This window comes from Anaeromyxobacter sp. Red801 (assembly GCF_049201065.2).
Classification (GTDB): Bacteria; Myxococcota; Myxococcia; order Myxococcales; family Anaeromyxobacteraceae; genus Anaeromyxobacter.
The window spans coordinates 46,660-72,060 of sequence record NZ_CM181236.1; the positions used below are offsets into that span (position 1 = coordinate 46,660).

The window sequence follows — 25,401 nt, forward strand, 5'->3', positions numbered from 1 at the left end:
CGCGAGTCCAGAGTCCCGGTGGTGGTCAGGACGGCGCGTGCTAAGGAGCCGCCGCGCACGCGACGTCGTGCCCGACGCGCATCCAATACGTTCCCGCCGGGAAGACGGCGTCGCGCATGCCGGCCTTCCAGGCGCGCAAGGCCGTTCGGTACTCGTTCAAGAACCCGAGCAGCCTTCCGAGCGCCTCGATGCGCTTCCACTTGTCCTTGCTGGCGACCCGCGGGCTCAGCCCGCGCCGCGGCTCGCCAGGCGAGGGCCGCGCGGTGGGCTTCTGCGCGAGCACCTTCCGCGCGCCCATGAAGCCGAGGCCCTTCTCGGATTGCGCCCGCCCTGCTTCACGCTCGCGCGCCTCGAGCGCCTCGACGAGCTGCTCGCGGAACTCCTCGGCGGCGGTGAAGCCAGGGGGCGGGACCAGCTCGAGCTCGACGGACTCCGGCATCGATCCGTTCTCGGCGAAGAAGTGCTTGGGCCGGCGAACGGCGATCTTGCCGGCACCGATACGAGCCGGCGCGGACCAGAGTCCCGGCCATTCCGAACCCGTGCGCACGAGCCCCGCCGCGACCGGATTTACGAGCACGTACGCCGCCTTGTCGAGGACGTCTGTTGGTGAAACGAGCCGCACGGCGCTGTAGGTGCTCGGCGCCCAGAACGCTTCCCAGCGGCCCAGCGACGCGTTCACGGCTCGAGCGACGAGTGCGTCGACGTACTGCTGGAAGGCGGGAAGCCGAGCGGCGGGGTCCGTCACGACGAGGTGGAGGTGATTCGAGAGGACGCAAAACGCGTGGACGAGGATCCCGTACCGTCGAGCCGCGACGGCCAGGACGTAGAGCACGATGCTGTTCGTGGACTCCGACGGCCGCAGCAGGAACTGCCGCTGTGCGCAACGCCGAGTGACGAGGTAGGTGGCGTGCGGAAGGATCTGGCGGGGAGAGGTCACCCTGGCGGGAAACGCAGGGACCATGCCTCCGGAGTTGCGCGAAGATCCTGGAGATCGCGCGAACCGATGGGCCGATTCACGGACTCGCCGGCCGAAACGCGTTACTCTGGGTCGGGGTTCTCTTACGGAGTTGCGCGAAGATCCTGGAGATCGCGCGAACCGATGGGCCGATTCACGGACTCGCCGGCCGAGACGCGTTACTCTCGGTCGGGGTTCTCCTCTCGGTCGGGGTTCTTCATGAGCGGGCGAGGTGTGCGTGAGTCCATTGCAGGCCCACAGGGCGTCGATGATTTTGTTCCTGGTCGGTGCGATCCTGCTATGGGCGGGGGCGACCTTGGCTCTTCGACCTGCTGAGACCATCGAATCGTTGCGGCGCGGGTTCGGTCGTCGGAGGGACCGACTCCACCCGTCGCTCAGAGCGCGGGAGGAAATCGCCAAACCATTGGTCAGAATCCAGGGGATCGGAATGGCCGCGCTCGGGTGTTGGGTCCTCATCCAAGGCGCGAAGCTGTATTTCGCCGCCAGCTGATCCACGAGGCCCCAAGGCCCGACCCAGAGTAATAGGCCGGCGCGTCATAGCGATCGCGGTCTGGTCACTGTTTCCGGTTGGATGCGAGCTACAGCGCATCCCGGATGTGGACGGCGCGGCGCGCGCGAGTTCTTGATCCCGCTGCTTGCTGATTCCAACGAGGCGGAACGAGGAGGTCGCGGCGGCGCGGTGGGTCAGGCTCTTCACCGACTGGATGCACGGCTACCCGCAGCCAGAGGATGACGATGCGGAGCTCACCTACGGGGCGACCGGCTGCGGCAAGTGCGCCGTGGGCCGAGTCCAGCGAGCGCCGTTCCGGCTCAAGGGCGAGCCACGCTGGGGGCGGCGCGGAATCTTCCAGCTGTTCTGGGTCTATAGCGAGTTCTTCGTGAGGCCGGAGGTCTGGAAGGAGGTCTTTCGGCCCCTCGGCGTCGAGGCTCGCCCGGTCCTGAACCGGAAGGGCACCCAGGAGTTACGGACCGTGGTCCAGCTCGTGGCGAACGAACAGGTCTCGGTCGCGACGGCCGACCTGCTGCACGCGATTTGCCCCGTGTGCGGCAAGCGCAAGTACCTCCCGCATCGGCGCGGACCGTTTGCTTCACTCCTGGCCGAACCGGGATCGCACTACGTGAAGACCACCCAGTGGTTCGGCGACGGGGGCGAGGCGTTCCAGGAGACCGTCATCTCGAACGCGCTGATGCGAGCGCTCGTTGCGCACGGCGCCCGCGGGGCAAAGGGTTGGCCCGTCGCGGACGCTGACATGAAGCGCGTCGATCCAGCTGTCAACGCGTTCGGCTGAACTTGATGAAGGCCCGCAATGGAACCGAAGCGCCACTTCCGCAAACGATGGCTCTGGGCCTCGCTCAACGTTGCGGGGATGGTGCTCTTCCTGAAGGTCGGCTCCGCCCTTTGGGCTCCGCCGGGAGAGGAAGGCATGCCCGGTGGACCGGGAGACGCCTTCTCCTTCTTCCTCGCCGCGGTTCCGATCCTGGTCGCCTTCCTGCTCCTCGATGTGGCTGCATTGGCGTGGATCCTCGTCAGGACGCCTCGCGCAGACCGATGGAGGGCGATGGCGCTGTGGTTCGCGGTCGCCGCACTGTGGTGCGGCGTGGTCGCCTTCGATCATCACAGGTCGGTCAGGGAGATCGACGCACGCTATGCCGTCCTGGGCGACAGGGCTCCCGAGGCTCGGTCTGCGGGAACGGTCTGCTGACGTCATCGAGCGGGGGTGCCATGAACAGCGTGTCCTGGGACGATCTGCACGACAGCTCGGTGCAACGAGTCGTCTTCCTAGGACGGCAGTCGGCCCCGACGCCAGACACGGACGTTCAGAGGAACTACTCGTGAAACGAGCAGCATCCAGCGTCGCGTCGTGGATCCTGGTCGGGCTCGCGATGACGGCAGTCTCGTGCGAGTGCGCCAAGCGCGATCACGAAAGCGATGGTCGCAGGGTGCTTCACACGCTCACCGACCCGACCGGGAAATGGGTCGCCGTCGTCGACGAGGTGGAGTACGCGAACGGTCTGCTGACCTCGGTCGCGGACCGGGTCCTGGTCATCGACGCTGCGTCGAAGGGGGCGGAGGGGACGATCGTGTTCTCGGAGGATGCGCTCCCCGACGTCGAGAAGCCGACCGTCGCGTGGGGGACTGGCCGCCTGCTGATCACGGTGTCCCGGGACGCGTACGTGCTCCATCGGGAAGCACGGGCTCATGGGTTCGAGGTCGAGGTCCGCCCTCGTTGACGGGGCCGACGCGGGCGGACCGCGACGCTAGGCCGCGCGGTCGGCGTCCGGCCCCGCGGCGCGCGCCGCCCGCTCACCGCGCCACGCCGCCCAGGTCCAGATCGCGCCGGACACCAGGATCGCCGCGGGCACGATGAGCACGGCGCGGCCGAGCGAGCTGTGGTCGGAGAGCACGCCGATGAGCGTGGGCGAGGGCAGGTCGCCGAACACGTGGATGGCGAGGATCGACAGCGCCGCCGCGGTGGCGCGCTCGGCGGGCGGGACCACGTTCATGAGCGCGGCGTTGATGGGGCCTGAGGACGCGAACAGCAGGAGCTGCGCGCCGATCAGCGCGGAGAGGTAGAGCCCGGGCCGCCAGGTGAGGAACACCATGAGTGATAGCGGGGCGGCGAGCAGCGTGGCGATGCCGGAGACCCACAGGTCCGCCTCGCGCCGGCGGCGGCGGAGCCAGTCGGCGAAGAAGCCGCCGGCGAAGGTGCCGGCGAACCCGGTCATCACCACCACCGCGCCGAACTGGACGGTGGCGATGGCGCGCGGCACGCCGCGCGAGCGCTCCAGGAACGCGGGCATCCAGAACGCCATCCCGCCGACGGCGAAGGTGTAGGCCGCGTAGCCGGCCACGGCGAGGACGTAGGGGCGGTTCGCGAGGAGGCGCCGGTAGGTGGCGGCGAGGCCGCGCTTGCCGAGCTCGAGCCAGGGGCGCTCGCTCGCGCCGCGCGGCGGATCGGGCAGCCGCAGGCACCAGTACGCGAGCAGCACGCCGGGCGCGCCGGAGATGACGAACGCGGTGCGCCAGCCGAAGCGGTGCTCCACGAGGCCGCCCACGATGTAGCCGAGCGCGGAGCCGATGGGGATGGCCGCGAAGAAGGTGGCGTAGGCGCGGCCGCGCCGGTCCTTGCCGAAGTAGTCGGCGAGCAGGCCCGGCGAGAGCGTGCCGTACGCGGCCTCGCCCACGCCGACCGCGGCGCGGGCGAGGAGCAGCGTGTAGAAGCCGCGCGCCGCGCCGGAGAGCATGGTGGCGCTGCTCCAGAGCAGGACGCCGAGCGCGACGAGCGGCGGGCGGGACCGGCGATCGCCCAGCGCGCCGAACACCGGGGAGGCGAGCGCGTAGACGATGGTGAAGCTCGTCATCAGCCAGCCGAGGCGCGTGTCGGTGAGCCACAGGTCCGCGCGCAGGCTCTCGACCAGCGCCGACACCACGAACCGATCGAGGTAGTTGAACAGGTTGATGAAGGTGAGGACGAGCAGCGCGCGGCCGCCGGGGCCGTGGAAGAGGCGGGCGGCGCCGGGCGTGGAGTGCACGGTGCGGCAGCGTACCCGCGGTCCGCCGCGCGGTCGAGCGCGGAGTGCCCTCCCGGACGGCGCGCATCCGGGGCGCGCGCGGCGGCGGCGGCGGCGCGCGCCGCGCCGGGTGAAGTCCGCGATCCGTCTCGCAAAACTCCCGGAGATCCGTTAAGAAGGCGCCGCTCCCATGATCAGCGTTCAGAACGTCACCAAGGCCTTCGGGCCCAAGAAGCTGTTCGAGGACGTGGACGTCTCGTTCTCGCCCGGCAACCGCTACGGCCTGACCGGCCCGAACGGCGCCGGGAAGACCACCTTCATGAAGATCATCGCCGGCGACGAGGACCCCGACACCGGCCAGGTGCTCCGGCCGAAGAAGCTCGGCATCCTCCGCCAGGATCACTTCAAGTACGAGGACAACCGCGTCCTCGACGTGGTGCTGATGGGGAACGAGGCGCTGTGGTCGGCGATGAGCGAGAAGGAGCAGCTGCTCGCCAAGCCCGAGATCAGCGACGAGGACGGCGTGCGCCTCGCCGAGCTGGAGGGCGTGATCGGCGAGGAGGACGGCTACTCCGCCGAGGCCGACGCGGCCGAGCTGCTGCAGGGCCTCGGCATCGAGGAGCCCTGGCACGACCAGCCCATGCGCGCGCTCGCCGGCGGCTACAAGCTGCGCGTGCTGCTCGCGCAGGCGCTGTTCGGGAAGCCGCAGGGGCTGCTGCTCGACGAGCCCACCAACCACCTCGACATCGAGTCGATCCGCTGGCTGGAGAAGTTCCTGCACGCGTACGAGGGCGTGCTCATCACCATCTCGCACGACCGCCACTTCCTGAACGCGATCTGCACGCACATCGCCGACATCGACTACGAGACCATCATCACGTACCCCGGCGGCTACGACGACATGGTCCGGCAGAAGGGCCAGGTCCGGTCGCGCGTCGAGTCGGAGAACGCCGAGAAGCGGAAGAAGATCGAGCAGCTCCGCGAGTTCGTGGCCCGGTTCCACGCCGGCACGCGCGCGTCGCAGGTGCAGAGCCGCATCCGCGCCATGCAGAAGCTGAAGCTCGAGGACATGAAGCGGTCGAACATCGCCGCGCCGTTCATCAAGTTCGAGCAGAAGGCGCCCTCCGGCAAGCAGACGCTGACGATCGAGGGCATCGAGAAGGCCTACGGCCCCGGCCTGCAGGTGGTCCAGCCGTTCAGCGCGCTCGTGACCCGCGGCGAGAAGATCGCCGTCGTCGGCAAGAACGGCGTCGGCAAGTCCACGCTGGTGAAGATGGTCGCCGGCGAGCTCGCCCCCGACCGCGGCCACGTGAAGTGGGGCCACCAGGCGCAGGTCGGCTACCTGCCGCAGGACCAGGCCGGCGTGATCCGCCCCGGCACCACCGCGTTCGGCTGGCTCCGCGAGATGGAGGACAAGCTCTCGAACGAGGAGATCTCCGGCCTGCTCGGGCGCATGCTGTTCTCCGGCGAGGAGCGGATGAAGCCGACCGCGACCCTGTCCGGCGGCGAGACCGTGCGCCTCCTGCTCGCGAAGCTGATGCTGTTCAAGGACAACGTGCTCGTGCTCGACGAGCCCACCAACCACCTCGACCTCCAGTCCATCGCCGCGCTGTCCGAGGGCCTGCAGCGCTACGAGGGGACGGTGATCGTGGTGACGCACGACCAGGAGCTGGTGCGCGAGGTGGCGAGCCGGATCTGGGTGATGCACAAGAACGAGCCCATTCTCGACTTCCCCGGCAACTTCGACGAACTGGTGGAGAAGCACCCCGAGCTGGTGACCGAGCACCACTAGGCGCCAGGTCCCGGCGAATCGCCGGACACGTCGCGAACCAACGCAGGGCCGGCGCAGATCGGAACGCGCCGGCCCTTGGTGTACCTACCCATCCTGGCGTCGCCGAACACCCGCCGAGCCGCCTCGAGGTTGTGGGCCGCGCAGAGCACGCGAAGGTTGTCCGCGGTGGAGGCCCCGCCCAGCGCCCGCGGCACGACGTGGTCGAGCTGGAGCGAATGCGTGGAGCCGCAGCACTCCCCGCTGGCGAGCCGCCACTGACAGCACCCACCGTCACGCTTCCAGACCTCGCGGCGGACATCGGCAGGGATGTGGCCCCGATCGCGGGAAGGCCGGATCGCCGCCTGCGGCCGATCCGTGTGCCCACTCTTGCGCTTCTCCGCCTTCGCCAGCAGCAGGTCCACCCCAGCTTCGAGAAGGGCGTCGTCGGAGAGGTCCGGCCGAAGATCCCGGAGCCGCTCCAGCTTGCGCGCGAAACGTCCACTTACCGTTACATGGAGCCGCTGACGGTCCGCCGTGAGCGGCGTGAGCTCCGCGGAGCGGAACGAGGACGTCGGAGCCGCGACGGGCACCGCAGGAACCGACGGTTCAACCGTCGAACCCACGGCTGCGACGGGGCCAGTCAGTTCAACAGTTGAACCAGAGGTCACAGCGAGGACAGTCGGTTCAGCAGTTGAACTCGCGGACCGACGGACCGCGGTGAGCACCGTCCGCACCGGCGGCGCCGGACGCGGCGCCAGCGCCGCGACCACCTCCGCCGCCTCGTGCCGCGACAGCCCGTAGAACCGCGGCAGCACCGCCTCCCAGTTCTCGGCCGTGACCACGCGCGCCACCTCGATGACGGTCGTGAAGCAGAGCCGCCCGTCCCGCAGCGGCTCGACGACGGCGGGGACCGCCTGGATCAGCTCCGCCGCCACCTTGCGGTACTGCGCCGAGCCCTTCGACAGCCGAAGCTCGCGGTGCAGGTAGTGGAAGAGCGAGGCGTACCCCAGCTCCGCCCACGCGCGCCGCACGTCGAAGTCCGCGAGCGCGACCAGGAACTCCGCGAGGGCGGCGTGCTCGCGGCGGAGGAGGGTGACGAGGCGATCCGAGAGTTCACGAGGAGTGTCCATGCCGACACTCTCTCACGCGTTTCCGGGGCCTCGCCGGACGCGCGCATTCGACTTCAGGCGCGAGATGGTCATGCGATCCCGTCAAGGCGGTCGCGCGTCACGAGCACGCGCCAGGCGCCAGATGGCGCGCTCACAGCGACCCTCCCGCGCGCCCCGCGGCGCCTGGGTCGCCGGACAGTGAAACCCCGTCAAGCGCGCCGAGCGTTCCCCTTGGGCTGCAAGCAGTCACTCAACGTGACCGCAGTCCCTGCGTCCCGCTCATGGTTCGACAGGCTCACCATGAGCGGAGGTCTTGGGGCTCACCATGAGCGGAGGTCGGTCATGGGGTTCACCATGAGCGGCAGGCTGCGGATCACCACGAGCGGAGACACCCGGCCGCGGCCAACGAACGCCAGCCCGCCTCCCTGCCAGGCCTCTCGCAAGCCGATCCCGCGCCGCCGCTCCCGGCCAGCCGGGCCCGCCCCGCCAGCCCGCTGCCCACCTCCAGCTCCTTCTCCGGCGCGGCCGCCTGCACCCCGCTCCCGGTTCGACAAGCTCACCGTGAGCGGCAAATCGCCACCCCGCTCCCGGTTCGACAAGCTCACCGTGAGCGGCAATCGCCACCCCGCTCCCGGTTCGACGAGCTCACCGTGAGCGGCAACCGCCCCCCGCTCCCGGTTCGACGAGCTCACCGCGAGCGGCAACCCCTACCTCCCCAACACCTTCGCGAGGACCTCCGGCCGATCCGTCACGATCCCATCCACCCCGAGCGCGAGCAGCTCCCGCATCTCGACAGGATCATCGACGGTCCACACGTGCACCGGGATCCCCAGCGCGTGGAAGTGCGCGATCACCGGCGGGCACACCACCTCGACCTCCCCCATCCGATGCGGCAGGTCCGCGACGTCGTAGCCGCCGGGGCACCCCTCCGCCGGCTGGCCCGACAGCGCCGCCAGCACGTGGCACGTCGCCGCCTGCTCCGGCAGGTACCGCGCGCAGCCCGGCAAGAGCGCCGCGAGCCGCTCCGCCTGCGCGTCGAAGAACGACCCCACGCAGACCCGGTCCTCCGCCCCCGCCGCCCGGATCTCCCGCGCCAGCGCCTCCGCCAGCGCGGCCTCGTCCGGCTTCGCGTCGATGTTGAGCCGCAGGCCCGGGTAGCGCGCCAGCACCTCCGCCAGCGTCGGCACCCGCACGCCCTTGCCGCGCAGCGGATGCGTCGCCCCGCCGTCCGGCGTGAAGCCGAACGCCGCGTCGAGCCGCCCCACCTCCTCCAGCGTGCGCGCCTCGATGGTCCCCGGCACGCCGGTGAGCCGCGCCGTGTCGTCGTCGTGGAACACCACCACCGCCGCGTCGGCGGTGCGGCGTACGTCGATCTCGAGCGCGTCCGCGCCGAGCGCCACCGCGCGGTCGAACGCGACGAGCGTGTTCTCCGGGGCGAGCGCGCTGCCGCCGCGGTGGGCCACCAGCCACGGGCCGGGGCGGGAGAGGTAGGCGCGCGCGGGCGCGCGGTCGGGCGAGGGCGGGGTGGGAGCGGTCACCCGCCGACCTTCGTCCGCCGGGCCGCGCCCGTCAACGCCTCGGGCGTGCCCCGAGGTTCCGCGCGCGGCGCCGCCGGGTTAGAACCTCGCCATGCGCAGGCAGGTGAAGGGCGAGGCGGTCCGTCGCGAGTTGCTCCCGGGCACGTCCCCGGGGCTGCTGAAGGAGCTGCACCTCCTCACCCGGCAGGGCGACCTCAACGCCGACAGCCTCCGGAAGCTGAAGCAGGTGAACCACCTCGCGAACCTGCTCGCCCCCGCGCTCGACGACGTGCTCGGGCGCTTCGGCGATCCGGTGGTGGTGGACTGCGGGGCCGGCAAGAGCTACCTCGGCTTCATCCTCTACGAGCTGTTCCTCGGGCCCGCCGGGAAGGGCCGGCTCCTCGCGCTCGAGTCGCGCCCCGACCTCGCGAAGGCCGGCGCCGAGCGCGCGAGGCGGCTCGGCTTCGACCGGCTCGAGTTCGTGGAGGCGCCCATCGACGCCGCTCCCGTGCCGGAGCGGGTGAACCTCGTCACCGCGCTGCACGCCTGCGACACCGCCACCGACGACGCGCTCGCGCTCGCCATCCGGCACGGCGCCGACCACGTGGCGGTGGTCCCCTGCTGCCAGGCGGAGGTGGCGCGGCAGCTCGACGAGGCGAAGGCGCCCTCGCCGCTGCTCGCGCCGCTGTTCGAGCACCCCTGGCACCGGCGCGAGTTCGGCTCGCACCTCACCAACGTGCTCCGCGCGCTCGCGCTCGAGGCGCACGGCTACCGGGTGACCGTCACCGAGCTCACCGGCTGGGAGCACTCGGTGAAGAACGAGCTCATCCTCGGCAAGAAGGTGCGCGCCGCGTCGCGCGAGGCGCAGGGGCGGCTCGACGCGCTCGTCGCGGCCACCGGCGTGCGCCCGAAGCTGCTGCGGACGCTCGCCGGGGCCGGGCCCGACGCCGGGGCCTGAGCTAGCGCCGGTTCCCGAACAGGCGCAGCAGCGACAGGAACAGGTTCACGAAGTCGAGGTAGAGCGAGAGCGCGCCGCTCACCGGCGCGGCCGCCGCGCCGCCGCCCGCGCGCGCGTAGGCGCGGAGCTTCTGCGTGTCGTACGCGGTGAGCCCGGTGAAGACCAGCACGCCCATGCACGACACCACCCACGAGACCATGTCGGAGCGGAAGAACAGGTTCGCGAGGCTCGCGATCACGATCCCGATGAGCCCCATGAACAGGAAGCTCCCCCAGCCGGTCAGGTCGCGCCGGGTGACGGTGCCGTAGACGCTCATCGCGGCGAACGTGCCGGCGGTGGTGAGGAACGCGATCCCCACCGACGCGCCGGTGTAGACGAGCAGCACCACCGAGAGCGTCGCGCCGTTCAGCGCCGAGTAGAGCAGGAACAGCCCGCCGGCGGCGGCGGCCGGGAGCCGGTTCACCGCCGCGGAGATCCAGATCACCAGCGCCAGCTCGGCGATGACGAGCCCGTAGAAGAGGATCCGGTTGCCCACGATGGCGAGGAGCAGCGACTCGGAGCTCGCCACCGCGGTCGCGACCAGGGCGGTGACGCCGAGGCCCAGCGTCATCCAGCGGTAGACGGCGGCCATGAAGCGGCGCTCGACGTCGGACGCGCCGCGGACGAGCACCTGCTCGCGGGCGGGGAAGCGGGAAGGCGAGTCGAAGGACATGGACGGATTGTAACCCGCGCGGGCGCGGAGCGCCGTGGGTAGCTGGTGCCCCGGCGCCGGGCGTGGTCTATACACCCCGGCCATGGCCGCCCCGTCGCCCCAGCCCGAGCCCGCGCGCCTCGCCCCATCCGCGAGCGCCGCGCCCCCGCCGCGCGAGGGCGGCTGGCCCGCCCTGCGCGCCGCCTGGGCCGCGGTGCTGCTCGCGCTCGCGCTCCGCCTGGCGAGCTACGCCGCCATGACCGCCGCGGCGGTCTGGAACGAGCTGCGCCCCGCGCCCGCCGCGCTGCCCGACCTCGTGCTCGCGCACGTCCCGTACGTCGAGTGGGTGGCGCGCGGGAACTACGTGCTGTGGCTCGGCATCTACCTGCCGGTCGCCGCCGCGCTGCTGTGGGTCTCGCCGCGCACCTTCGTCCGCTACAACGTGGCCGGCGCGATCGTGTCGCTGCTCCGCGGCGCCACCCTCGCCATGACCGGCCTGGGCGCGCCCGACCCGGCGCGCGCCGGCCCCGGGATCTCGGGGCACGATCCCTGGGACGCGTACGTGCAGCTCCTCTCGCCGTGGCAGGTGTTCGCGAACGGCTCGATGCGCGCCTACCTGACGAAGGACCTGTTCTTCTCCGGCCACACCGCCACCACGTTCCTGCTCCTGCTGTACGTGTGGCGCTGGCCGCGCCTGCGCTGGCCCGCGCTCCTCGGCCACGTGCTGGTGGTCGCGTCGGTGTTCCTCGCGCACCTGCACTACACCATCGACGTGGCCGGCGCGTACGCGGTGACGCTGGCGGTGTTCGCGCTGCGCGAGGGCTGGCCGGCCCCGCGGGCGAGATGAGCGGCAGCTCGGGAACGGGAGCGGTCATGGTCGACCTTGCAGGCGAAGTCCTCATCCTGACCGGCCCGCCGGGCGCCGGGAAGACCACGACCGCCCGCGCCCTGGCCAGCCAGCCGGGGTCACCCAAGGTGCACCTCCACGCCGACGACTTCTGGCACTTCATCAAGCACGGCGCGCTCGCGCCCTACCTGCCCGAGGCCCACGCGCAGAACGAGGTGGTGATCGACGCCCTGGCGACGGTGGCCGAGCGCTATGCCAGGGGCGGGTACTTCGTCGTCCTCGACGGCATCGTCGGCCCGTGGTTCCTCCGGCCGTTCCAGGCGCTCTCGGTGCCGCTCCACTACGTCATGCTGCGCCCGGCGCTCGAGGTCGCGATCGAGCGTTGCCGGGAGCGCGGCGGCGATTCGCTGGCCGATCCCGAGGCCATCACGGCCCTCTACCGGCAGCTCTCCTCGATCGGCGAGCTCGAGCGGCACGTGCTCCGGACGGAAGGGCAAGGTCCCCGGGAGACGCTGGACGCGGTGATCGCCGCCGTGGGCAACGGCGCATTTCGCCTGGCGTGACGCCGTCACGTCCGGCGGGCGGTGCGCGAGGCGCGACCTGGCTCAGTCGCGGGCCAGCAGCTCCACCACGCCGGTGGTGATGGCCGGCAGGTAGGTGATGGCGAGCACGCCCGCGCTCATGATGAGCAGGAACGGGAACGCCTTCCGGTAGAGGTACGGCAGCGGCTTGCCGAAGCGGGAGGCGGAGAGGAACAGGTTGAGCCCCATCGGCGGGAACAGGAACCCGAGCTCCAGGTTCGCGAGGAACACCACGCCGAGGTGGATCGGCTCGATCCCGTAGGCGACGCCGAGCGGCGCGACCAGCGGCGCCAGCACCACGATGGCCGAGTAGATCTCGAGCACGCTGCCGAGCACCAGCAGCACCGCGTTCAGCATGAGCAGGAACAGCGCCGGCGAGTGCACGTGCGCCGTCATCCACTCCACCAGCCGCGTCGGGATCTCCGCGTCCACGAACCAGGAGGTGAGCCCGAGCGCGGTGCCGAGCAGGATCACCACGCTCCCCACCAGCGTGGACGCGTGGACCAGCACCCGCGGCAGGTCGCGGACCGGGCTGATGGAGCGGAACACCACCAGCTCGACCACCAGCGCGTAGGCGGCCGCGAGCGCGGCGGCCTCGACCACGGTGGCGAACCCGGACCCGACCGCCACCACGACGAGCGTGGGGAGCCCGAGGTCCCACTTCGCGTCCCACAGCGCCGCGAGCGCCTCGCGCGGGTGGAACGCCTGCCGCGGCGCGCGCGACCGGACGCCCACGATGACGCCGTACGCGGCGACCAGGACGATCATGAGCAGGCCCGGCACCAGCCCGCCGATGAACAGGTGGTCGATGGGCGCCTGCGCCACCACGCCGTAGAGGATCACCGGCAGCGACGGCGGGAACAGGAGGCCCAGCGACCCGGCCGCGGTGACCAGGCCGACCGAGAAGTCCTCCGGGTAGCCGTCCTCGAGCAGGGCCGGGAGCAGGAGCCCGCCGAGCGCGAGGATGGTGACGCCGGACGCGCCGGTGAAGGTGGTGAACAGCGCGCACACGAACGTCGCCATCACCGCGACGCCGCCCGGCATCCACCCGAACAGCCCCTTGTACGCGCGGACCAGCCGGCGCGCCGCGCCGCCCTCGGCGAGCACGTAGCCGGCCGCGGTGAGCAGCGGGATGGCGGGCAGCGTCGCCGACGAGACCAGGTTGAACGTGGCGGTGGGGACCGCGGCGATGGCGAGCGGGTCGCCCGCGTCGCGGAAGAACAGCACCATGGCGAGCCCCGCCATGGCCACGAACACCGGCGCGCCCAGCAGGAACGCGAGCAGCACCAGGATCGAGAGGATCCAGGTGAGCGCCGCGCCGGGCACGACGGACCCGAGCAGGAACGCGCCCGCCGCGACCAGCGCGGCGGCGGCGCGCAGCGCCCAGCAGCGCAGGGACTCGCACGGCGCGCCGGCCCGCCACGCGAAGCGGAGCGCCATGATCGCGAAGCCCACCGGCATCACCAGCTGGCTCCACGCGACCTTGATGCCCATCGCCACCTGGCCGAAGCCGGTCCACTCGACCTTGACCAGCTCGAGCGACGCCCAGGCGAGCAGCGCCGTCACCGCGGCGGAGACCGCCTGCCCGAGGAACCAGGCCGCGGTGCGCGGCCAGCCGACCGGGATCAGGTCGAGCGTCGAGAGGGCGAGGTGGCGGCCGCTCGCGGTGGCGAGCATCGCTCCCAGGAAGCCCACCCACAGGGTGATGTGCTGCGCGAGCACGGCCGAGCCGGGCAGCTCCCGGCCGAGGAGGCGCCGCGACACGGTGGAGGCGGCCGGCAGCAGGATCATCGTCACGAGCAGGAACGTGACGAGGCCGCGCTCGACGTGCGTTCCCTGCGCGTTCGGGTCGCCGTGGCTGGAGATGGTTGGGGCGGTCACGCGAAAGTCGATTGACCCCTCACGGAGGGGCATCTATGAGTACCCACGCTTATCACGATCCCTCCGCGGCCGGGCCATCCCGCGTGAACCGTACACACGTCGCCCTCATACTCGCGGTCACGCTGCCGCCGCTCGCCGGGTGCAAGAGCGCCGCGCTGTCCTTCGCCGCCGACGCCGTCGCGCAGAGCGGCGGGAGCTACGCCTCCGACGACGATCCGGAGCTGGTGCGCGACGCGGTGCCGTTCGGCCTGAAGACGATGGAGGGGCTCCTCACGGAGAACCCCGAGCACCTCGGGCTGCTCACCGCGCTCACCAGCAGCTTCACGCAGTACGGCTACGCGTTCGTGCAGGCCGACGCCGAGCAGGCCGACCTCGACGGCCGCCTCGACGCCGCCCGCGCCGGCCGCCTGCGCGCGAGGAAGCTCTTCCTGCGCGCCCGCGAGTACGGCCTGCGGGGGCTGGAGGTGCGGCACGAGAAGCTCTCCCGCCGGCTTCGGGAGGGGCGCGACGTGCCGCGCGCGCTGCGCCGCGCCGAGAAGGAGGACGTGCCGCTGCTGTACTGGACCGCCTCCGCCTGGACGCTCGCCATCGTGAACGGCAAGGGCGACATGCAGCTCGTCGCCGAGCTGCCGGTGGCGATCGCGATGATGGAGCGGGCGCTCGAGCTCGACGAGCGGTGGGGCGACGGCGCGATCCACGAGTTCTTCGTCTCCTACGACGCCACCCGCAGCGCCGCCCAGGGCGGCGGGGCGGAGCGGGCCAGGGCCCACCTCGACCGGGCGCTCGCCCTCTCGATGAACAAGAAGCTGGGCCCGCTCGTCTCCTGGGCGGAGGGCGTCCTCGTCCAGCGGCAGGACCGGGCCGAGTTCACGCGCGTCCTCGAGGAGGTCGTGCGCGCCGATCCGGACGCCGAGCCGAAGTACCGGCTCGCCAACATCCTGGCCCAGCGGCGCGCCCGCGCGCTGCTCGACCACGTCGACGATCTGTTCCTCTAGTCCCGGGAGTCCCACGTGAAGAAGCTCCTCCTCGCCGCGCTCCTCGCGGCGCTCGCCCCGGCCGCCCGCGCCCAGAACGTGGTCATCAAGCTCGGCACGCTCGCGCCGCAGGGGTCCACCTGGCACGAGATCCTGAAGGAGATGGCGCAGCGGTGGGAGCAGGCGTCCGGCGGGCAGGTCAAGCTCCGCATCTACGCCGGCGGCGCCCAGGGCAGCGAGGGCGACATGGTCCGCAAGATGGGGATCGGCCAGCTCCAGGGCGCCGCCATCTCCAACGTCGGCATGCACGACGTCATCCCCGAGCCGCAGGCGCTCTCGGTCCCGTTCCTGTTCGAGGACCAGGCGCAGATGGAGTGCGCGTTCGCGAAGGTGCGGCCGCAGCTCGAGGCGGCGCTGGAGAAGCGCGGCCTGATCGCGCTGCAGTGGAGCCGCATCGGCGCCATCCACCTGTTCTGCTCGTCGGCGCACCGCTCGCCGGCCGACATGGCGAACGCGAAGATCTGGGCCTGGGAGGGCGACCCGAAGAGCGTGGAGGCGTTCCGCGCGGCCGGGCTGAAGCCGGTGGTGCTCTCGTCCAACGACATCGTGCCCTCGCTGCAGACCGGCATGATCGACTGCATCCCGAACGTGCCGCTGTACGTCCTCACCGCCCGCCTGCACGAGAAGGCGAGTCACATGATGGACCTGCCCTGGAGCTGGATGATGGGCGCGACGCTGGTGCGCAAGGACGCCTGGGAGAAGATCCCGGCCGACACCCGCGCCAAGCTGCTCGCCATCGCCAAGGAGCTGGGCGAGAAGGTGGACGTCGAGGTGAAGCGGCTCAACACCGACGCGGTGGCGGCGATGCAGAAGCAGGGGCTCCAGGTGGAGAAGGGCGACCCGGCCGCCTGGCGCACGGCCATGGAGAAGACCTGGCCGGTGGTGCGCGGCGGGGTGGTGCCGGCCGCGTTCTTCGACGAGGTGAAGGGCGCGCGCGACGCCTGCAAGGCCGGCGGCGCGGCGAAGAAGAAGTAGTCACCGCCCGGCGGCGAACCGCGCCACCGCGCGGCGCGCCGCGGCGCACCCGAAGATGAGCGTGAGGTGCCCGCGCGGGAAGCTCGCCCGCGCGGCGCCCCAGCGCGCCGCCAGCGCGTCGGCGGCCGGCCGGAGCGCGATCCGATCCGCGTCGCCGGTCACCACCAGCACCCGCCGCGCGGTGGGCGGGCGCGCCTCCGGACGGAACGGCGCCAGCATCGCGGCGAGCTCCGCGGCGGGCGGCGGCGGCGCCCCGGCGCGGCGGGCCAGGCCCAGGTAGCGCCGCCCGATCCGCGTCCCCTGGAACACCGCGGCGAGGTCCGCCGGCGGCGCCACCAGCGCGGCGAAGTCGGCCGCCTCCGGCGCGGTGGCGGCGAGCCCGGCCGCGAGCGCGCCCAGCGACAGCCCGCAGACGCCGGCGGCGCCACCCTGCGCGCGCGCCAGCGCGAGCAGCACGCGGAGCTCGAGCACGAGCTGCTCCATCGCCGCCCTCAGGGCCGGGACGTCGGGCGTGACGAACCCCTCGCCGCTCCGCACGCCGGGGGCGGCGCGGTGCAGGTGGCGCGGCGGCACGAGCGTCCAGCACGCGAGCCCCTCGGCGGCGAGCGCGCGCTCCCAGGGCGCCACCAGCGCGAGGCGCGGGAGCTTCCAGGGGGGACGAGCACCACCGTGCCGCGGCGCGGACCCTCCGGCGGCCGCGCCACCGCCGACATCTCGCCGTCGCCCGGGCACGGCCGCGGCGAGGGGGCGCGCCACGGGCCGGACGCGCCCGGCGGCGGCGGCAGCGGCGGGAGCGGGCCGAAGCAGTCGAGCGGCGTGGCGTCCGCACCGCGGAACGGGACCGGGGCGCGCCGGCGCCGGTCCTCGCCCCACATCGCGAGCTCGTCCAGGGCGCCGTGGTAACGGAGCAGGGGCATGCGGAGACCATTATGCAGCCCGCGCCGGGCGGGGCCCGTTACATCCCGGCGGAGAGCGAGGAGCGGCATGGCGCGCTGGCGGCCGGACATCGCGGAGCGGGAGGCGACCCCGGAGGCGCTCTACCTCCGTCGGCGGGAGTTCCTGGCGCTCGGCGCCGCCGGCGCGGTGGGGCTGCTCCTGCCGCGCGGCGCGCGGGCCGGCGAGCCCACCGGCGCGGCGCTGCAGGTGGCGCGCAAGGTGGACCAGGCCGGCGGCGAGTCGCCCACGCCCTGGGACTCGGTCACCGGCTACAACAACTTCTACGAGCTCGGCACCTCCAAGGAGGATCCGTCGCGCAACGCGGGCTCGCTCCGCCCCCGCCCCTGGACCGTCACGATCGCCGGCGAGGTGAAGAAGCCGCAGACGCTCGACGTGGACGCGCTCGCCCGCATGTTCCCGCTGGAGGAGCGCGTCTACCGGATGCGCTGCGTGGAGGCGTGGTCGATGGTGATCCCGTGGGTCGGCTTCCCGCTCGCCGACCTGGTGCGCCGCCTCGAGCCGACCTCGCGCGCGAAGTACGTGGCGTTCCAGACGCTGCTCGATCGCGACCAGCTCCCCGGCCAGCGCCGCCCGGTGCTGCCGTGGCCGTACGTGGAGGCGCTCCGGATCGACGAGGCCACCCACCCGCTGACGCTGCTCGCGGTGGGGCTCTACGGCCGGGCGCTGCCGGGGCAGAACGGCGCGCCGCTTCGGCTGGTGGTGCCGTGGAAGTACGGGTTCAAGGGCGCGAAGTCGATCGTGCGGATCACGTTCCTCGCCGACCGGCCGCACACCACCTGGAACGACGCCGCGCCCGACGAGTACGGCTTCTACGCGAACGTGAACCCCGACGTGGACCACCCGCGCTGGAGCCAGGCGCGGGAGCGGCGCATCGGCGAGTTCTTCCGCCGCAAGACGCTGCCGTTCAACGGCTACGCCGCCGAGGTCGCGTCGCTCTACGCCGGCCTCGACCTGCGCAAGAACTACTGAGCCGCCGTGACGCGCGCCCGCATCCGCCTCCTGAAGGCGGCGACCTTCGCCGCCTTGCCTCCCGCTCGCCAGGATCGCCTGGGACGCGTTCACCGGCGGGCTGGGCGCGAACCCCATCGAGGCGGTGCTCAACCGGCTCGGCTTCTGGACGCTCACGCTGCTCACGCTCTCGCTCGTGCCCACGCCGGCGCACGATCTCCTCGGCCTCGCCTGGCCGGTGCGCGTGCGGCGCATGCTCGGCCTGTTCACGTTCGCCTACGCCACGCTGCACCTGTGCTGGTACGTGGGCGTGGACCAGTTCTTCGACCTGCACGTCCTCGCGAAGGACGTGCTGAAGCGCAAGTTCATGGCGGTGGGCTTCGTCGGGTGGCTGCTGCTCGTGCCGCTCGCGGTGACGTCCACCGACCGCTGGGTCCGGCGCCTCGGGTACGCGCGCTGGAAGCGGCTGCACCGCCTGGTCTACGCGGTGGCGGCGCTCGGGGTCGTGCACTTCGTGTGGCGCGTGAAGGCGGACGCGCTGCGCCCGTACGTGTTCGCCGCCATCCTGGCGGCGCTGCTCGGGGCGCGCGCGGCGGCTCGCCTGCGCGCGCAGGTCAGCAGAGCCGGTGCACCGCGTCCACGAAGCTCGCCAGGTCGAACGGCTTCGGGAGGAATCCCTCGGCGCCCAGCCCCGCGACGGCGCGGCTGTCGCCGCCGTGGCCCGCCGAGAGCACGAGCACGGGGATGGCGGAGAGGCGCGGGTCATCGCGCTGGACCGACCGGAACGCCCAGCCGTCCATGACCGGCATCATCAGATCGAGCACGATGAGGTTGGGCGGCTGGTCGACCGCGGCGAGCCGGTCCAGCGCCTCTGCGCCGTTGGCGGCACAGCTGACGGCGTAACCCTCCTCCTGCAGGAGCTCGGCGATCGTCTCCCGGATGGCGACGTCGTCTTCGACGACGAGGATGCGAGCGGGGGAAGCCATGCTGGCTCGTACTCTGAGCATGGCTGCCCGGAGAGGGAACCCCCTGAACGCTCGCCCGTGCACCGGACGTTGCGTCCCGGCGGGGCCCGCACGAAGGGGTGCTCGGCGGGCGGCGGCCGTACCCCGCGTCCGCCCCCGCGGCGTCCGCGCGAGATTCCGGGGCCGTGGTCCGGCGCAGCGTTGACACCCGCTGTAAGCGGGCGATAAACGCAGCGAACGCCATGCCAAACGAGAACGAGCCATCCACCGCAGCGGGTGCCGTCTACGGCAGGGCGTCGCCGCCGAAGATCGGGCTGCCCGAGCGCGGCGTGGTGATCGGGCTGCGTTGGAGCGGCATCGAGGGCGCCGGCAACCAGATCCTCGCCGCCAAGATCGAGTGCGAGCCGGAGCGCGCCCGCCTGACGCGCCTGTGGCGCCCGTTCACCGACGCGCCGGGCCGCCGCGACGTGCAGGCGCGCTTCGCCGCCTGGCTGGCGGAGGAGGCGCGCTGGGCGGAGGGTCGGCTGGCGCTCGGCGTGGACTTCGCGCTGTCGCTCTCCGAGACCCACCTGCGGCAGCTGGGGCTGCTGCGGCAGGCCATCCGCGGCCCGGCGGTGCTGGGCCGCAACCTCGAGGAGCGCTTCCTCGGGCAGGGCGGCGACTTCTCCGAGGGCGCGGCGCGGCTGCGCGCCGAGCTCGGGAAGGACCGCCCGCGCTTCACCGACTGCTACCGCGCCGAGCCGGCCACGCCCACCAGCGCGCGCGCGTTCCGGCAGACCTTCTTCGGCCTGTGCACCATGGCCCGCGCCACCGCCGCCTTCCTGCCCTGGGATCCGCCGGCGGCCGGCAAGCCGCTCGTGGTCGAGGTGCGCCCCGGGCACGTGGCGCGCGCGATGTGCGGGGTGTGCACCTACCGCGACGACGAGCGCGACGGGGTCGCGCGCTCGTCCACCCGCGCCAAGATCCTCCGGACGCTGCGCCACGCCGCCAAGCTCGAGTTCGAGATGGAGCAGGCGGCGCAGATCGTCGAGGACGGCGACGGCGAGCACCTCGACGCGGTGCTCTCCGCCACCGGCGCGGCGGCCGCCTGGCACGGCGGGTTCACGGGCGTGCCCGCGAACGTCCCGCGGTGCGAGGGCTGGATCCACTCGATCCGCGAGGAGCCCTGGCGCGAGGGGTAGCAGGCGGACGTACGCCTGCGCACCCGGCCCAGTTGGCGCGCGGCCGCCCCGCCGGATAGGCTCGGCTCCCCGTGCCGCGCGCCCCGAACACCGTCACCGCCCTCGAGGCGGTGCTCCGCGAGGTCGCGGCGTTCCGCCCGCGAGGGTTCGGCCCGCCCATCCATGGCCCGCCGGTCCCGAGCCGCATCTTCCTCATCGGCCAGGCGCCCGGGCCGCACGAGGCGCGCTTCGGCCGCCCGTTCGCGTGGACCGCGGGCAAGACGCTGTTCCGCTGGCTGGAGCGCGCCACCGGCGCCGCCGAGGAGCAGGTCCGCGAGCGCGTCTACATCTCCGCCGTGGTGCGATGCTTCCCCGGGAAGGCGCCGGGCGGCGGCGACCGCGTGCCCACGCCCGACGAGTGCGCGCTCTGGCGGGGCTTCGTCCGGCGCGAGGTGGAGATCCTCCGGCCGCGGCTGGTGATCCCGGTGGGGCGCCTCGCCATCCAGGAGGTGCTCGGCCACACGGAGCCCATCGCGGCCGTGGTCGGGCGCACGCTCCGTGCGTATTTCCACGGCGTGAAGACCGACGTGATCCCGCTGCCGCACCCGTCGGGTGCCTCGACCTGGTTCAAGATGGAGCCGGGCCGGACGCTGCTCGACGAGGCGCTGATGCTCATCGCCGACCACCCCGAGGTCCAGCGCACCTTCCGCCGGAGGCGCACCGCGTGAGCGGTCGCGCGCTCCGCGCGGCGGCGGTGGCGCTCTGCGCCGCGGCCGCCTGCGCGCACGGCCCCGCGCGCGAGGCCGGCGGTCCCGGGCGCGCCGAGCCCGCCCCGTCCCGCGCCGCCGAGGCGCCCGCGCGCCCCGGCGAGCAGGTCGGCCTGGCGAGCTACTACGGCAAGCGGCACCACGGGCGGCGGACCGCCAGCGGCAGCCGCTTCGACATGCACGCCATGACCTGCGCGCACCGGACCGCGCCGTTCGGCACCCGGCTCAAGGTGACGTCGCTCGAGTCGGGCAAGAGCGTGGTGGTGAAGGTCACCGACCGCGGCCCGTTCGCCGGCGGGCGGGTGGTGGACCTGTCCTACGCGGCGGCCCGCAAGCTGGGCATGGTCGAGGACGGCGTGGTGCGCGTCCGGGTCGAGCCGGTGGACGGCGACTAGCGGCCGCGCTCCGCGGCGGCCCGGATGTCGGCGATGGCCTTGCGGTAGTCCGGCGCGCCGAACACGGCCGTGCCGGCGACGAGCACGTTCGCGCCCGCGGCCGCGACCTTGGCGGCGGTCTCCGGCTTCACGCCGCCGTCCACCTCGATCTCCAGCGCCTGGCCGCGCGCGTCGGCCATGGCGCGCAGGCGGCGGACCTTCTCGGTGCAGGCCTCGATGTACCTCTGCCCGCCGAAGCCCGGGTTGACCGTCATGACGAGCACCATCTCGCAGTCGCCGAGCACGTACTCGAGGACGGAGAGATCGGTGGACGGGTTGAGCGCCACCGCCGGCCGCGCGCCCGCGGCGCGGATGGCCTGCAGCGTGCGGTGGAGGTGCGGCGAGGCCTCGGCGTGCACCGAGACGAGGTCTGCGCCGGCCTTCGCGAACGCCTCCACGTACTTCTCCGGCTCGACGATCATGAGGTGCGCGTCCACCGGGAGCTTCGTCACCTTGCGCACCGCCTCCACCACGAGCGGGCCGATGGTGATGTTCGGCACGAACCGGCCGTCCATCACGTCCACGTGGATCACGTCGGCGCCGGCGGCCTCGACGGCGCGGACCTCGTCGGCGAGCCGGCCGAAGTCGGCGGAGAGGATCGACGGGGCGATGCGGATGGGCAGGGGCATGGAGGGATCCTAGTCGGTGGAGGGCGCGTCCCGCACCAGCCGCGCGGCGTAGAAGCCGTCGGTCCCGTGGCGGCTGGGGAGGGTGAGGAGATCGCCCCGCGCGTCGAGGACGTCGGCCGGGAAGCCGGCGGGCGGCGGGGCCCGGCGGAAGCCCTCGGCGAGGAGCGCCTCGACCACCTCCGGCCCCTCGGCGCGGGAGAGCGAGCAGATGGAGTAGGTGACCGGCGCGCCCGGCCGGGCGTAGCGCGCCGCGTTCCGGGCGATCTGGCGCTGGAGCGCGGCCATGCGCGGCAGGTCGCCGGGCGCGCGGCGGAGCTTCAGCTCGGGGTGGCGCCGGAGCGTGCCGAGGCCGGCGCAGGGCGCGTCCACCAGCACCGCGTCGAAGCTCCCGGGCTCGAGCCCGGGGATGGGCTTCGCCGCGTCGGCGCAGACCACCCGGACCGCCGCGAGCCCGCGGCGGGCGGCCTCGCGCGCCAGCTCGTCGGCCTTGCGCGGGTGGAGCTCGATCGCCACCACCTCGGCGCCGGGCCCGAGCAGCTCGGCCAGGTGGAACGCCTTGCCGCCCGGCGCGGCGCAGGCGTCGAGGACGCGCGCCGGCCGGCCGGCCAGGTCGCCCGCCGCGAGGAGCGTCACGAGCTGCGCGGCCTCGTCCTGCACCTGGAACGGCACGTCCCCGGCCGCGCGCGCCAGCTCGGCCACCGACGCGCCGGCGAGCACCACGCCGCCCGGCGCGCGGGGCGCGGGCGCGGCGGTGAGCCCGGCGGCGCGGGCCCGCCCCAGCAGCGCCTCGCGATCCGGCGTGCGCACGCACAGCGGGGCCGGCGCGTTCATGGCCCGGGCGAGCGCGAGCGCCTCGCCGGCGCCGAGCCAGGCCACCCACTCCTCGGCCACCCAGCGCGGGAGCGCCTCCGCCGCGGCGACGTGGCCGGCCGGATCGGCGTCGAGCGCCGGCGGGTCCGGGAAGCGCGGCGCGCGCGAGAGCGCCCGGAGCACCGCGTTCACGTACCCGGCGGCGCGGCCGTGATCCACCGCCTTCGCGAGCGCCACCGTCTCGCCCACCGCGGCGTGCGCGGGCGTGCCGAGCACGAGCAGCTGGTAGGCGCCGAGCCGCAGCGCCACGCGCGCGGCCGGGTCCAGCTCGGCGAGCGGGCGGCGGGAGTGCGGCGCCAGCGCGGCGTCGAGCGCGAGGGCCCGGCGCAGCGTGCCGTACACCAGCTCGGTGGCGAGCCCCGCCTCGCGGGGATCGAGCGCGCCGGCCGCGCCCAGCGCGGCGTCGAGCGCGCGCGAGGCGTACGCGCCGCCCTCCTCGACGCGCCGGAGCACCTCGAAGGCGATGCCGCGCGCGCCCGCGGCCGGGAGGGTGGTACGGCCGGCCATCAGGTGCCCAGCCGGAAGCGCTTCTTGCGCAGGCCGTTGGCGAGGTCGAGCGCCGACTGCGCCGGCCGCCCCTCGAGCTGCACCCGCGTCACGAGCAGCGCGGTCCCGCCGCCGCACGCGACCGCCAGCCCGCGCCCGGGGACCACCTCCGCCTCGCCGGGCTCGCCCGCGGGCGCCTCCGCGTCCGCGCCGGGCCGCGCCTCCAGCACCTTCAGCGTTCGGCCCTCGAGCGTGGTGAACGCGCCGGGCCAGGGCGTGAAGCCGCGCAGCCGGTCGGCGACGCGGCGCGCCGGGCCCGCCCAGTCGATGCGCCCGTCCTCCTTCTCCAGGATGCGCGCGAGCGTGGCCTGCGCCGGATCCTGGCGCACCGGCACGAGCGCGCCGGCCTCGAGCAGGCGGAGCGCCTCGACGAGCGCCTCGCCGCCCAGCGCCGCCAGCCTGGGCGCGAGCGTCTCGGAGGTGTCGTCCTCGCGGAGCTCGAGCGCGCGCTGCAGCAGGATGTCCCCGGTGTCGAGCCCCTCGTCCATCTGCATGATGGTGACGCCGGTCTCCCGCTCGCCCTCGGCCACCGACCACTGGATGGGCGCGGCGCCGCGCCAGCGCGGGAGCAGCGAGCCGTGGACGTTGATGGCGCCGTGCGGGGCCAGCGTGAGCAGGTCCTTGCCCAGGATCCGGCCGTAGGCGGCGACCACCAGCGCGTCGGGCTCGAGCGCGCGCAGCGCGGCGGCGAGCGTCCCGTCCCGGACCTTCTCCGGCTGGAGCACCGGGACGCCGTGCGCGCGGGCCCAGACCTTGGTGGCCGGCTCGCGGAGCGCCTGGCCTCGGCCGGCCGGGCGGTCGGGCTGCGCCACCACGGCCACGAGCGCGTGGCCGGCGCGGTCCAGCGCGTCGAGCGCGGCGACCGCGAAGGCGGGGGTGCCGAGGAAGGCGATGCGCATGGCGGCCCCTGTATACGCGGGCGGGGGCGGGAGATCGAGCGCCAACCGGACGCGGCCGGCGCCGCCGTCACTCCACCGCGACCAGCACCATGTCGCAGAGGTGCGTCCCGGTCTCGAAGCGCGGGATGGCCGCCCCGAGCGCCACCGCGGCGGGGCCGGAGCGGGCCTCGGCGAGCGCCCGCGCCAGGTCGATCCCGCGCCGCGCGGCCTCGCCCGCGCTCTCGCCGTCCACCACCGCCCCGGCCTGCTCGGTGGGCCCGTCGCGCCCGTCCGAGCCGGCCGCGAGCAGCGCCGCCGGGAGGCCGTCCAGGCCGGCGGCGGCGAGCAGCGCCAGGTGCTGCGCCCGCCCGCCCTCGGGCGCCGCCGCGGCGGCGGGGACGCGGATGGTGGGCTCGCCGCCCAGCGCGAGCAGCCGGGGCCCGCGCGCGCCCGGCCGGCCCGCCCGCTCCCGGGCCCAGAGCGCCAGCCGCGCCGCCACCGCCACCACGTCGCCGGTGAGCGGGACGGGATCGACGGCCGCCTCCATCCCCATCCCGCGCGCCACCTCCGCCGCGGCGCGCGCCAGGTCCACCGGGCCCGCCAGCAGCCGGTGGTGCACGCCGGCGAGGCGCGGGTCGCCCGGCTTCGGCGTCTCCGGCAGCTCGCCGCGCGCCCCCGCCTCGAGCCGCGCCCGCACCGGCCCGGCCAGCGCCGCGCCCGCGCCGTGCACCGCCGCGAGCGCCTCGCCGAACGTGCTCGGATCCGGCGCGAGCGGGCCGGACGCGATCACCGAGAGGTCGTCGCCGGGGACGTCGGAGAGCACCAGCACGCGGACCTCCGCGGGCGCGAGCCGCGCGCCGAGCTGGCCGCCCTTGAGGCGCGAGAGGTGCTTGCGCACCGCGTTCAGCGCCTGGATGGTGAGCCCGGCGCGCATGAGCGCGGCGATCGCGTCGGCCTTCTCCTCCGGCGCGAGCCCCTCCGCCGGCGCCACCGCCAGCGCGCTCCCGCCGCCGGAGAGCAGCACCAGCGCCGGCGCCCCGCCGCCCGCGGCGGCCCAGTCGAGGAGCGCCTGCCCCGCCTCGAGCGAGCCGGCGGTGGGCCGGGGGTGGCCGGCGGCGATGCAGCGGGCGCCCGGCGCGACCGGGGGCCGCGCGCCCTCGGGCAGCACGCAGAGCGGGTCGCGGGCGCGCCCGCGGAGCGCGGCGAGCGCCGCCTCCAGCATGGGCGCGGCGGCCTTCCCGAGCGCCGCCACCCGCACCGGGCCGGGCGGGAGCGGCTCGCGCGCCAGCGCCTCCTTCACCAGGCGCGCCGCGGCGACGCGCGCGAGGGTGGCGCGGTACACCGCCTCGCAGGCGGCCGCGAGCGGCCTGCGCGCGCTCACGCGCGGTGCCCTC

Annotated in this window: 25 protein-coding genes and 1 pseudogene; 14 read left to right on the forward strand and 12 right to left on the reverse strand. The window is 73.9% G+C overall.

Annotated features, from left to right (window positions below):
* Window positions 1-40: 40 nt before the first annotated feature.
* Complete coding sequence (locus tag ACOQFB_RS00265) at window positions 41-937, reverse strand: transposase (protein ID WP_421609144.1); 897 nt, start codon at window positions 935-937, stop codon at window positions 41-43.
* 743 nt (window positions 938-1,680) lie between these two features.
* Between ACOQFB_RS00265 and ACOQFB_RS00270 the strand changes: the two genes are divergently transcribed.
* The 3 genes from ACOQFB_RS00270 (at window position 1,681) to ACOQFB_RS00280 (ending at window position 3,208) form a co-directional block, all read left to right on the forward strand.
* On the forward strand, window positions 1,681-2,265 hold the full coding sequence (locus ACOQFB_RS00270; RefSeq protein WP_421609145.1) for a hypothetical protein: 585 nt from the start codon (window positions 1,681-1,683) through the stop codon (window positions 2,263-2,265).
* Between the two features lie 18 nt (window positions 2,266-2,283).
* On the forward strand, window positions 2,284-2,679 hold the full coding sequence (locus ACOQFB_RS00275; RefSeq protein ID WP_421609146.1) for a hypothetical protein: 396 nt from the start codon (window positions 2,284-2,286) through the stop codon (window positions 2,677-2,679).
* A 130-nt stretch (window positions 2,680-2,809) separates the two neighbouring features.
* Complete coding sequence (locus ACOQFB_RS00280) at window positions 2,810-3,208, forward strand: hypothetical protein (protein ID WP_421609147.1); 399 nt, start codon at window positions 2,810-2,812, stop codon at window positions 3,206-3,208.
* 27 nt (window positions 3,209-3,235) lie between these two features.
* Here the strand turns inward: ACOQFB_RS00280 and ACOQFB_RS00285 are convergent, their stop codons facing one another.
* Window positions 3,236-4,510, reverse strand: coding sequence for a spinster family MFS transporter (locus ACOQFB_RS00285; RefSeq protein WP_421609148.1), 1,275 nt, complete (start codon window positions 4,508-4,510; stop codon window positions 3,236-3,238).
* 169 nt (window positions 4,511-4,679) lie between these two features.
* Here ACOQFB_RS00285 and ACOQFB_RS00290 point away from each other — a divergent pair, with 169 nt between their 5' ends.
* Window positions 4,680-6,281 carry an ABC-F family ATP-binding cassette domain-containing protein gene (locus ACOQFB_RS00290; RefSeq protein WP_421609149.1) on the forward strand — a complete coding sequence of 534 codons (1,602 nt, stop codon included), beginning with the start codon at window positions 4,680-4,682 and terminating at the stop codon, window positions 6,279-6,281.
* Here the strand turns inward: ACOQFB_RS00290 and ACOQFB_RS00295 are convergent.
* Together ACOQFB_RS00295 and ACOQFB_RS00300 are read right to left on the reverse strand one after the other, a co-directional pair.
* Entirely contained in the window at window positions 6,278-7,390 is a 1,113-nt protein-coding gene (locus tag ACOQFB_RS00295) for an HNH endonuclease (protein WP_421609150.1), read from the reverse strand. The two genes, ACOQFB_RS00290 and ACOQFB_RS00295, sit on opposite strands and share 4 nt — an antisense overlap.
* 686 nt (window positions 7,391-8,076) lie before the next feature.
* Window positions 8,077-8,907 (reverse strand): glycerophosphodiester phosphodiesterase family protein, encoded by an 831-nt coding sequence (locus ACOQFB_RS00300; protein ID WP_421609151.1) that lies wholly within the window; start codon window positions 8,905-8,907, stop codon window positions 8,077-8,079.
* Window positions 8,908-8,998: 91 nt separating this feature from the next.
* Here ACOQFB_RS00300 and ACOQFB_RS00305 point away from each other — a divergent pair, with 91 nt between their 5' ends.
* Window positions 8,999-9,844: a class I SAM-dependent methyltransferase gene (locus ACOQFB_RS00305; RefSeq protein WP_421609152.1), complete on the forward strand. Its 846-nt coding sequence runs from the start codon at window positions 8,999-9,001 to the stop codon at window positions 9,842-9,844.
* A gap of 1 nt (window position 9,845) precedes the next feature.
* Here the strand turns inward: ACOQFB_RS00305 and ACOQFB_RS00310 are convergent, their stop codons facing one another.
* Entirely contained in the window at window positions 9,846-10,556 is a 711-nt protein-coding gene (locus ACOQFB_RS00310; protein WP_421609153.1) for a Bax inhibitor-1/YccA family protein, read from the reverse strand.
* An 82-nt stretch (window positions 10,557-10,638) separates the two neighbouring features.
* On the opposite strand from ACOQFB_RS00310, the gene ACOQFB_RS00315 reads away from it, so the two are divergent.
* Complete coding sequence (locus ACOQFB_RS00315) at window positions 10,639-11,382, forward strand: phosphatase PAP2-related protein (protein WP_421609154.1); 744 nt, start codon at window positions 10,639-10,641, stop codon at window positions 11,380-11,382.
* Window positions 11,383-11,408: 26 nt separating this feature from the next.
* Window positions 11,409-11,945: an AAA family ATPase gene (locus ACOQFB_RS00320; RefSeq protein WP_421609155.1), complete on the forward strand. Its 537-nt coding sequence runs from the start codon at window positions 11,409-11,411 to the stop codon at window positions 11,943-11,945.
* Window positions 11,946-11,987: 42 nt separating this feature from the next.
* On the opposite strand, the gene ACOQFB_RS00325 is transcribed toward ACOQFB_RS00320, so the two are convergent.
* A complete protein-coding gene (locus ACOQFB_RS00325) occupies window positions 11,988-13,844 on the reverse strand; it encodes a TRAP transporter large permease (protein WP_237757892.1) in 1,857 nt (618 codons plus the stop codon).
* 83 nt (window positions 13,845-13,927) lie between these two features.
* Between ACOQFB_RS00325 and ACOQFB_RS00330 the strand changes: the two genes are divergently transcribed.
* Together ACOQFB_RS00330 and ACOQFB_RS00335 are read left to right on the forward strand one after the other, a co-directional pair.
* Complete coding sequence (locus ACOQFB_RS00330) at window positions 13,928-14,839, forward strand: TRAP transporter TatT component family protein (RefSeq protein WP_237757893.1); 912 nt, start codon at window positions 13,928-13,930, stop codon at window positions 14,837-14,839.
* A 15-nt stretch (window positions 14,840-14,854) separates the two neighbouring features.
* Window positions 14,855-15,853 carry a TRAP transporter substrate-binding protein gene (locus ACOQFB_RS00335; protein ID WP_059437387.1) on the forward strand — a complete coding sequence of 333 codons (999 nt, stop codon included), beginning with the start codon at window positions 14,855-14,857 and terminating at the stop codon, window positions 15,851-15,853.
* Here the strand turns inward: ACOQFB_RS00335 and ACOQFB_RS00340 are convergent, their stop codons facing one another.
* The gene (locus ACOQFB_RS00340; RefSeq protein WP_494492396.1) at window positions 15,854-16,480 is read right to left on the reverse strand and encodes a hypothetical protein; all 627 of its coding nucleotides are present in this window, start codon (window positions 16,478-16,480) and stop codon (window positions 15,854-15,856) included.
* Window positions 16,481-16,837: 357 nt separating this feature from the next.
* On the opposite strand from ACOQFB_RS00340, the gene msrP reads away from it, so the two are divergent.
* On the forward strand, window positions 16,838-17,779 hold the full coding sequence (msrP, locus tag ACOQFB_RS00345; protein WP_059437389.1) for a protein-methionine-sulfoxide reductase catalytic subunit MsrP: 942 nt from the start codon (window positions 16,838-16,840) through the stop codon (window positions 17,777-17,779).
* Window positions 17,780-17,894: 115 nt separating this feature from the next.
* Window positions 17,895-18,560, forward strand: a complete 666-nt coding sequence (gene msrQ, locus ACOQFB_RS00350; RefSeq protein ID WP_494492601.1) for a protein-methionine-sulfoxide reductase heme-binding subunit MsrQ — start codon at window positions 17,895-17,897, stop codon at window positions 18,558-18,560.
* Here the strand turns inward: msrQ and ACOQFB_RS00355 are convergent.
* Window positions 18,448-18,987: pseudogene (locus tag ACOQFB_RS00355) on the reverse strand (response regulator); the annotation flags it as partial. The gene msrQ and the pseudogene ACOQFB_RS00355 overlap by 113 nt on opposite strands.
* Here ACOQFB_RS00355 and ACOQFB_RS00360 point away from each other — a divergent pair.
* From ACOQFB_RS00360 to ACOQFB_RS00370, 3 genes are all read left to right on the forward strand, one after another.
* Window positions 18,966-19,904 (forward strand): DUF429 domain-containing protein, encoded by a 939-nt coding sequence (locus ACOQFB_RS00360; protein WP_059437392.1) that lies wholly within the window; start codon window positions 18,966-18,968, stop codon window positions 19,902-19,904. The pseudogene ACOQFB_RS00355 and the gene ACOQFB_RS00360 sit on opposite strands and share 22 nt — an antisense overlap.
* A 71-nt stretch (window positions 19,905-19,975) precedes the next feature.
* Window positions 19,976-20,611, forward strand: coding sequence for a uracil-DNA glycosylase family protein (locus ACOQFB_RS00365; RefSeq protein ID WP_421609158.1), 636 nt, complete (start codon window positions 19,976-19,978; stop codon window positions 20,609-20,611).
* Complete coding sequence (locus ACOQFB_RS00370; RefSeq protein ID WP_421609159.1) at window positions 20,608-21,045, forward strand: septal ring lytic transglycosylase RlpA family protein; 438 nt, start codon at window positions 20,608-20,610, stop codon at window positions 21,043-21,045. Before ACOQFB_RS00365 ends, ACOQFB_RS00370 begins: the two co-directional genes overlap by 4 nt.
* Here ACOQFB_RS00370 and rpe read toward each other — a convergent pair.
* The 4 genes from rpe to ACOQFB_RS00390 form a co-directional block, all read right to left on the reverse strand.
* The gene (gene rpe, locus ACOQFB_RS00375; RefSeq protein WP_059439621.1) at window positions 21,042-21,713 is read right to left on the reverse strand and encodes a ribulose-phosphate 3-epimerase; all 672 of its coding nucleotides are present in this window, start codon (window positions 21,711-21,713) and stop codon (window positions 21,042-21,044) included. The genes ACOQFB_RS00370 and rpe overlap by 4 nt on opposite strands.
* 9 nt (window positions 21,714-21,722) lie before the next feature.
* Window positions 21,723-23,090 carry a transcription antitermination factor NusB gene (locus ACOQFB_RS00380; RefSeq protein WP_421609160.1) on the reverse strand — a complete coding sequence of 456 codons (1,368 nt, stop codon included), beginning with the start codon at window positions 23,088-23,090 and terminating at the stop codon, window positions 21,723-21,725.
* The gene (gene fmt, locus ACOQFB_RS00385) at window positions 23,090-24,028 is read right to left on the reverse strand and encodes a methionyl-tRNA formyltransferase (RefSeq protein WP_421609161.1); all 939 of its coding nucleotides are present in this window, start codon (window positions 24,026-24,028) and stop codon (window positions 23,090-23,092) included. Before fmt ends, ACOQFB_RS00380 begins: the two co-directional genes overlap by 1 nt.
* A 67-nt stretch (window positions 24,029-24,095) precedes the next feature.
* The gene (locus ACOQFB_RS00390; RefSeq protein WP_421609162.1) at window positions 24,096-25,388 is read right to left on the reverse strand and encodes a glycerate kinase type-2 family protein; all 1,293 of its coding nucleotides are present in this window, start codon (window positions 25,386-25,388) and stop codon (window positions 24,096-24,098) included.
* Between the last annotated feature and the right edge of the window lie 13 nt (window positions 25,389-25,401).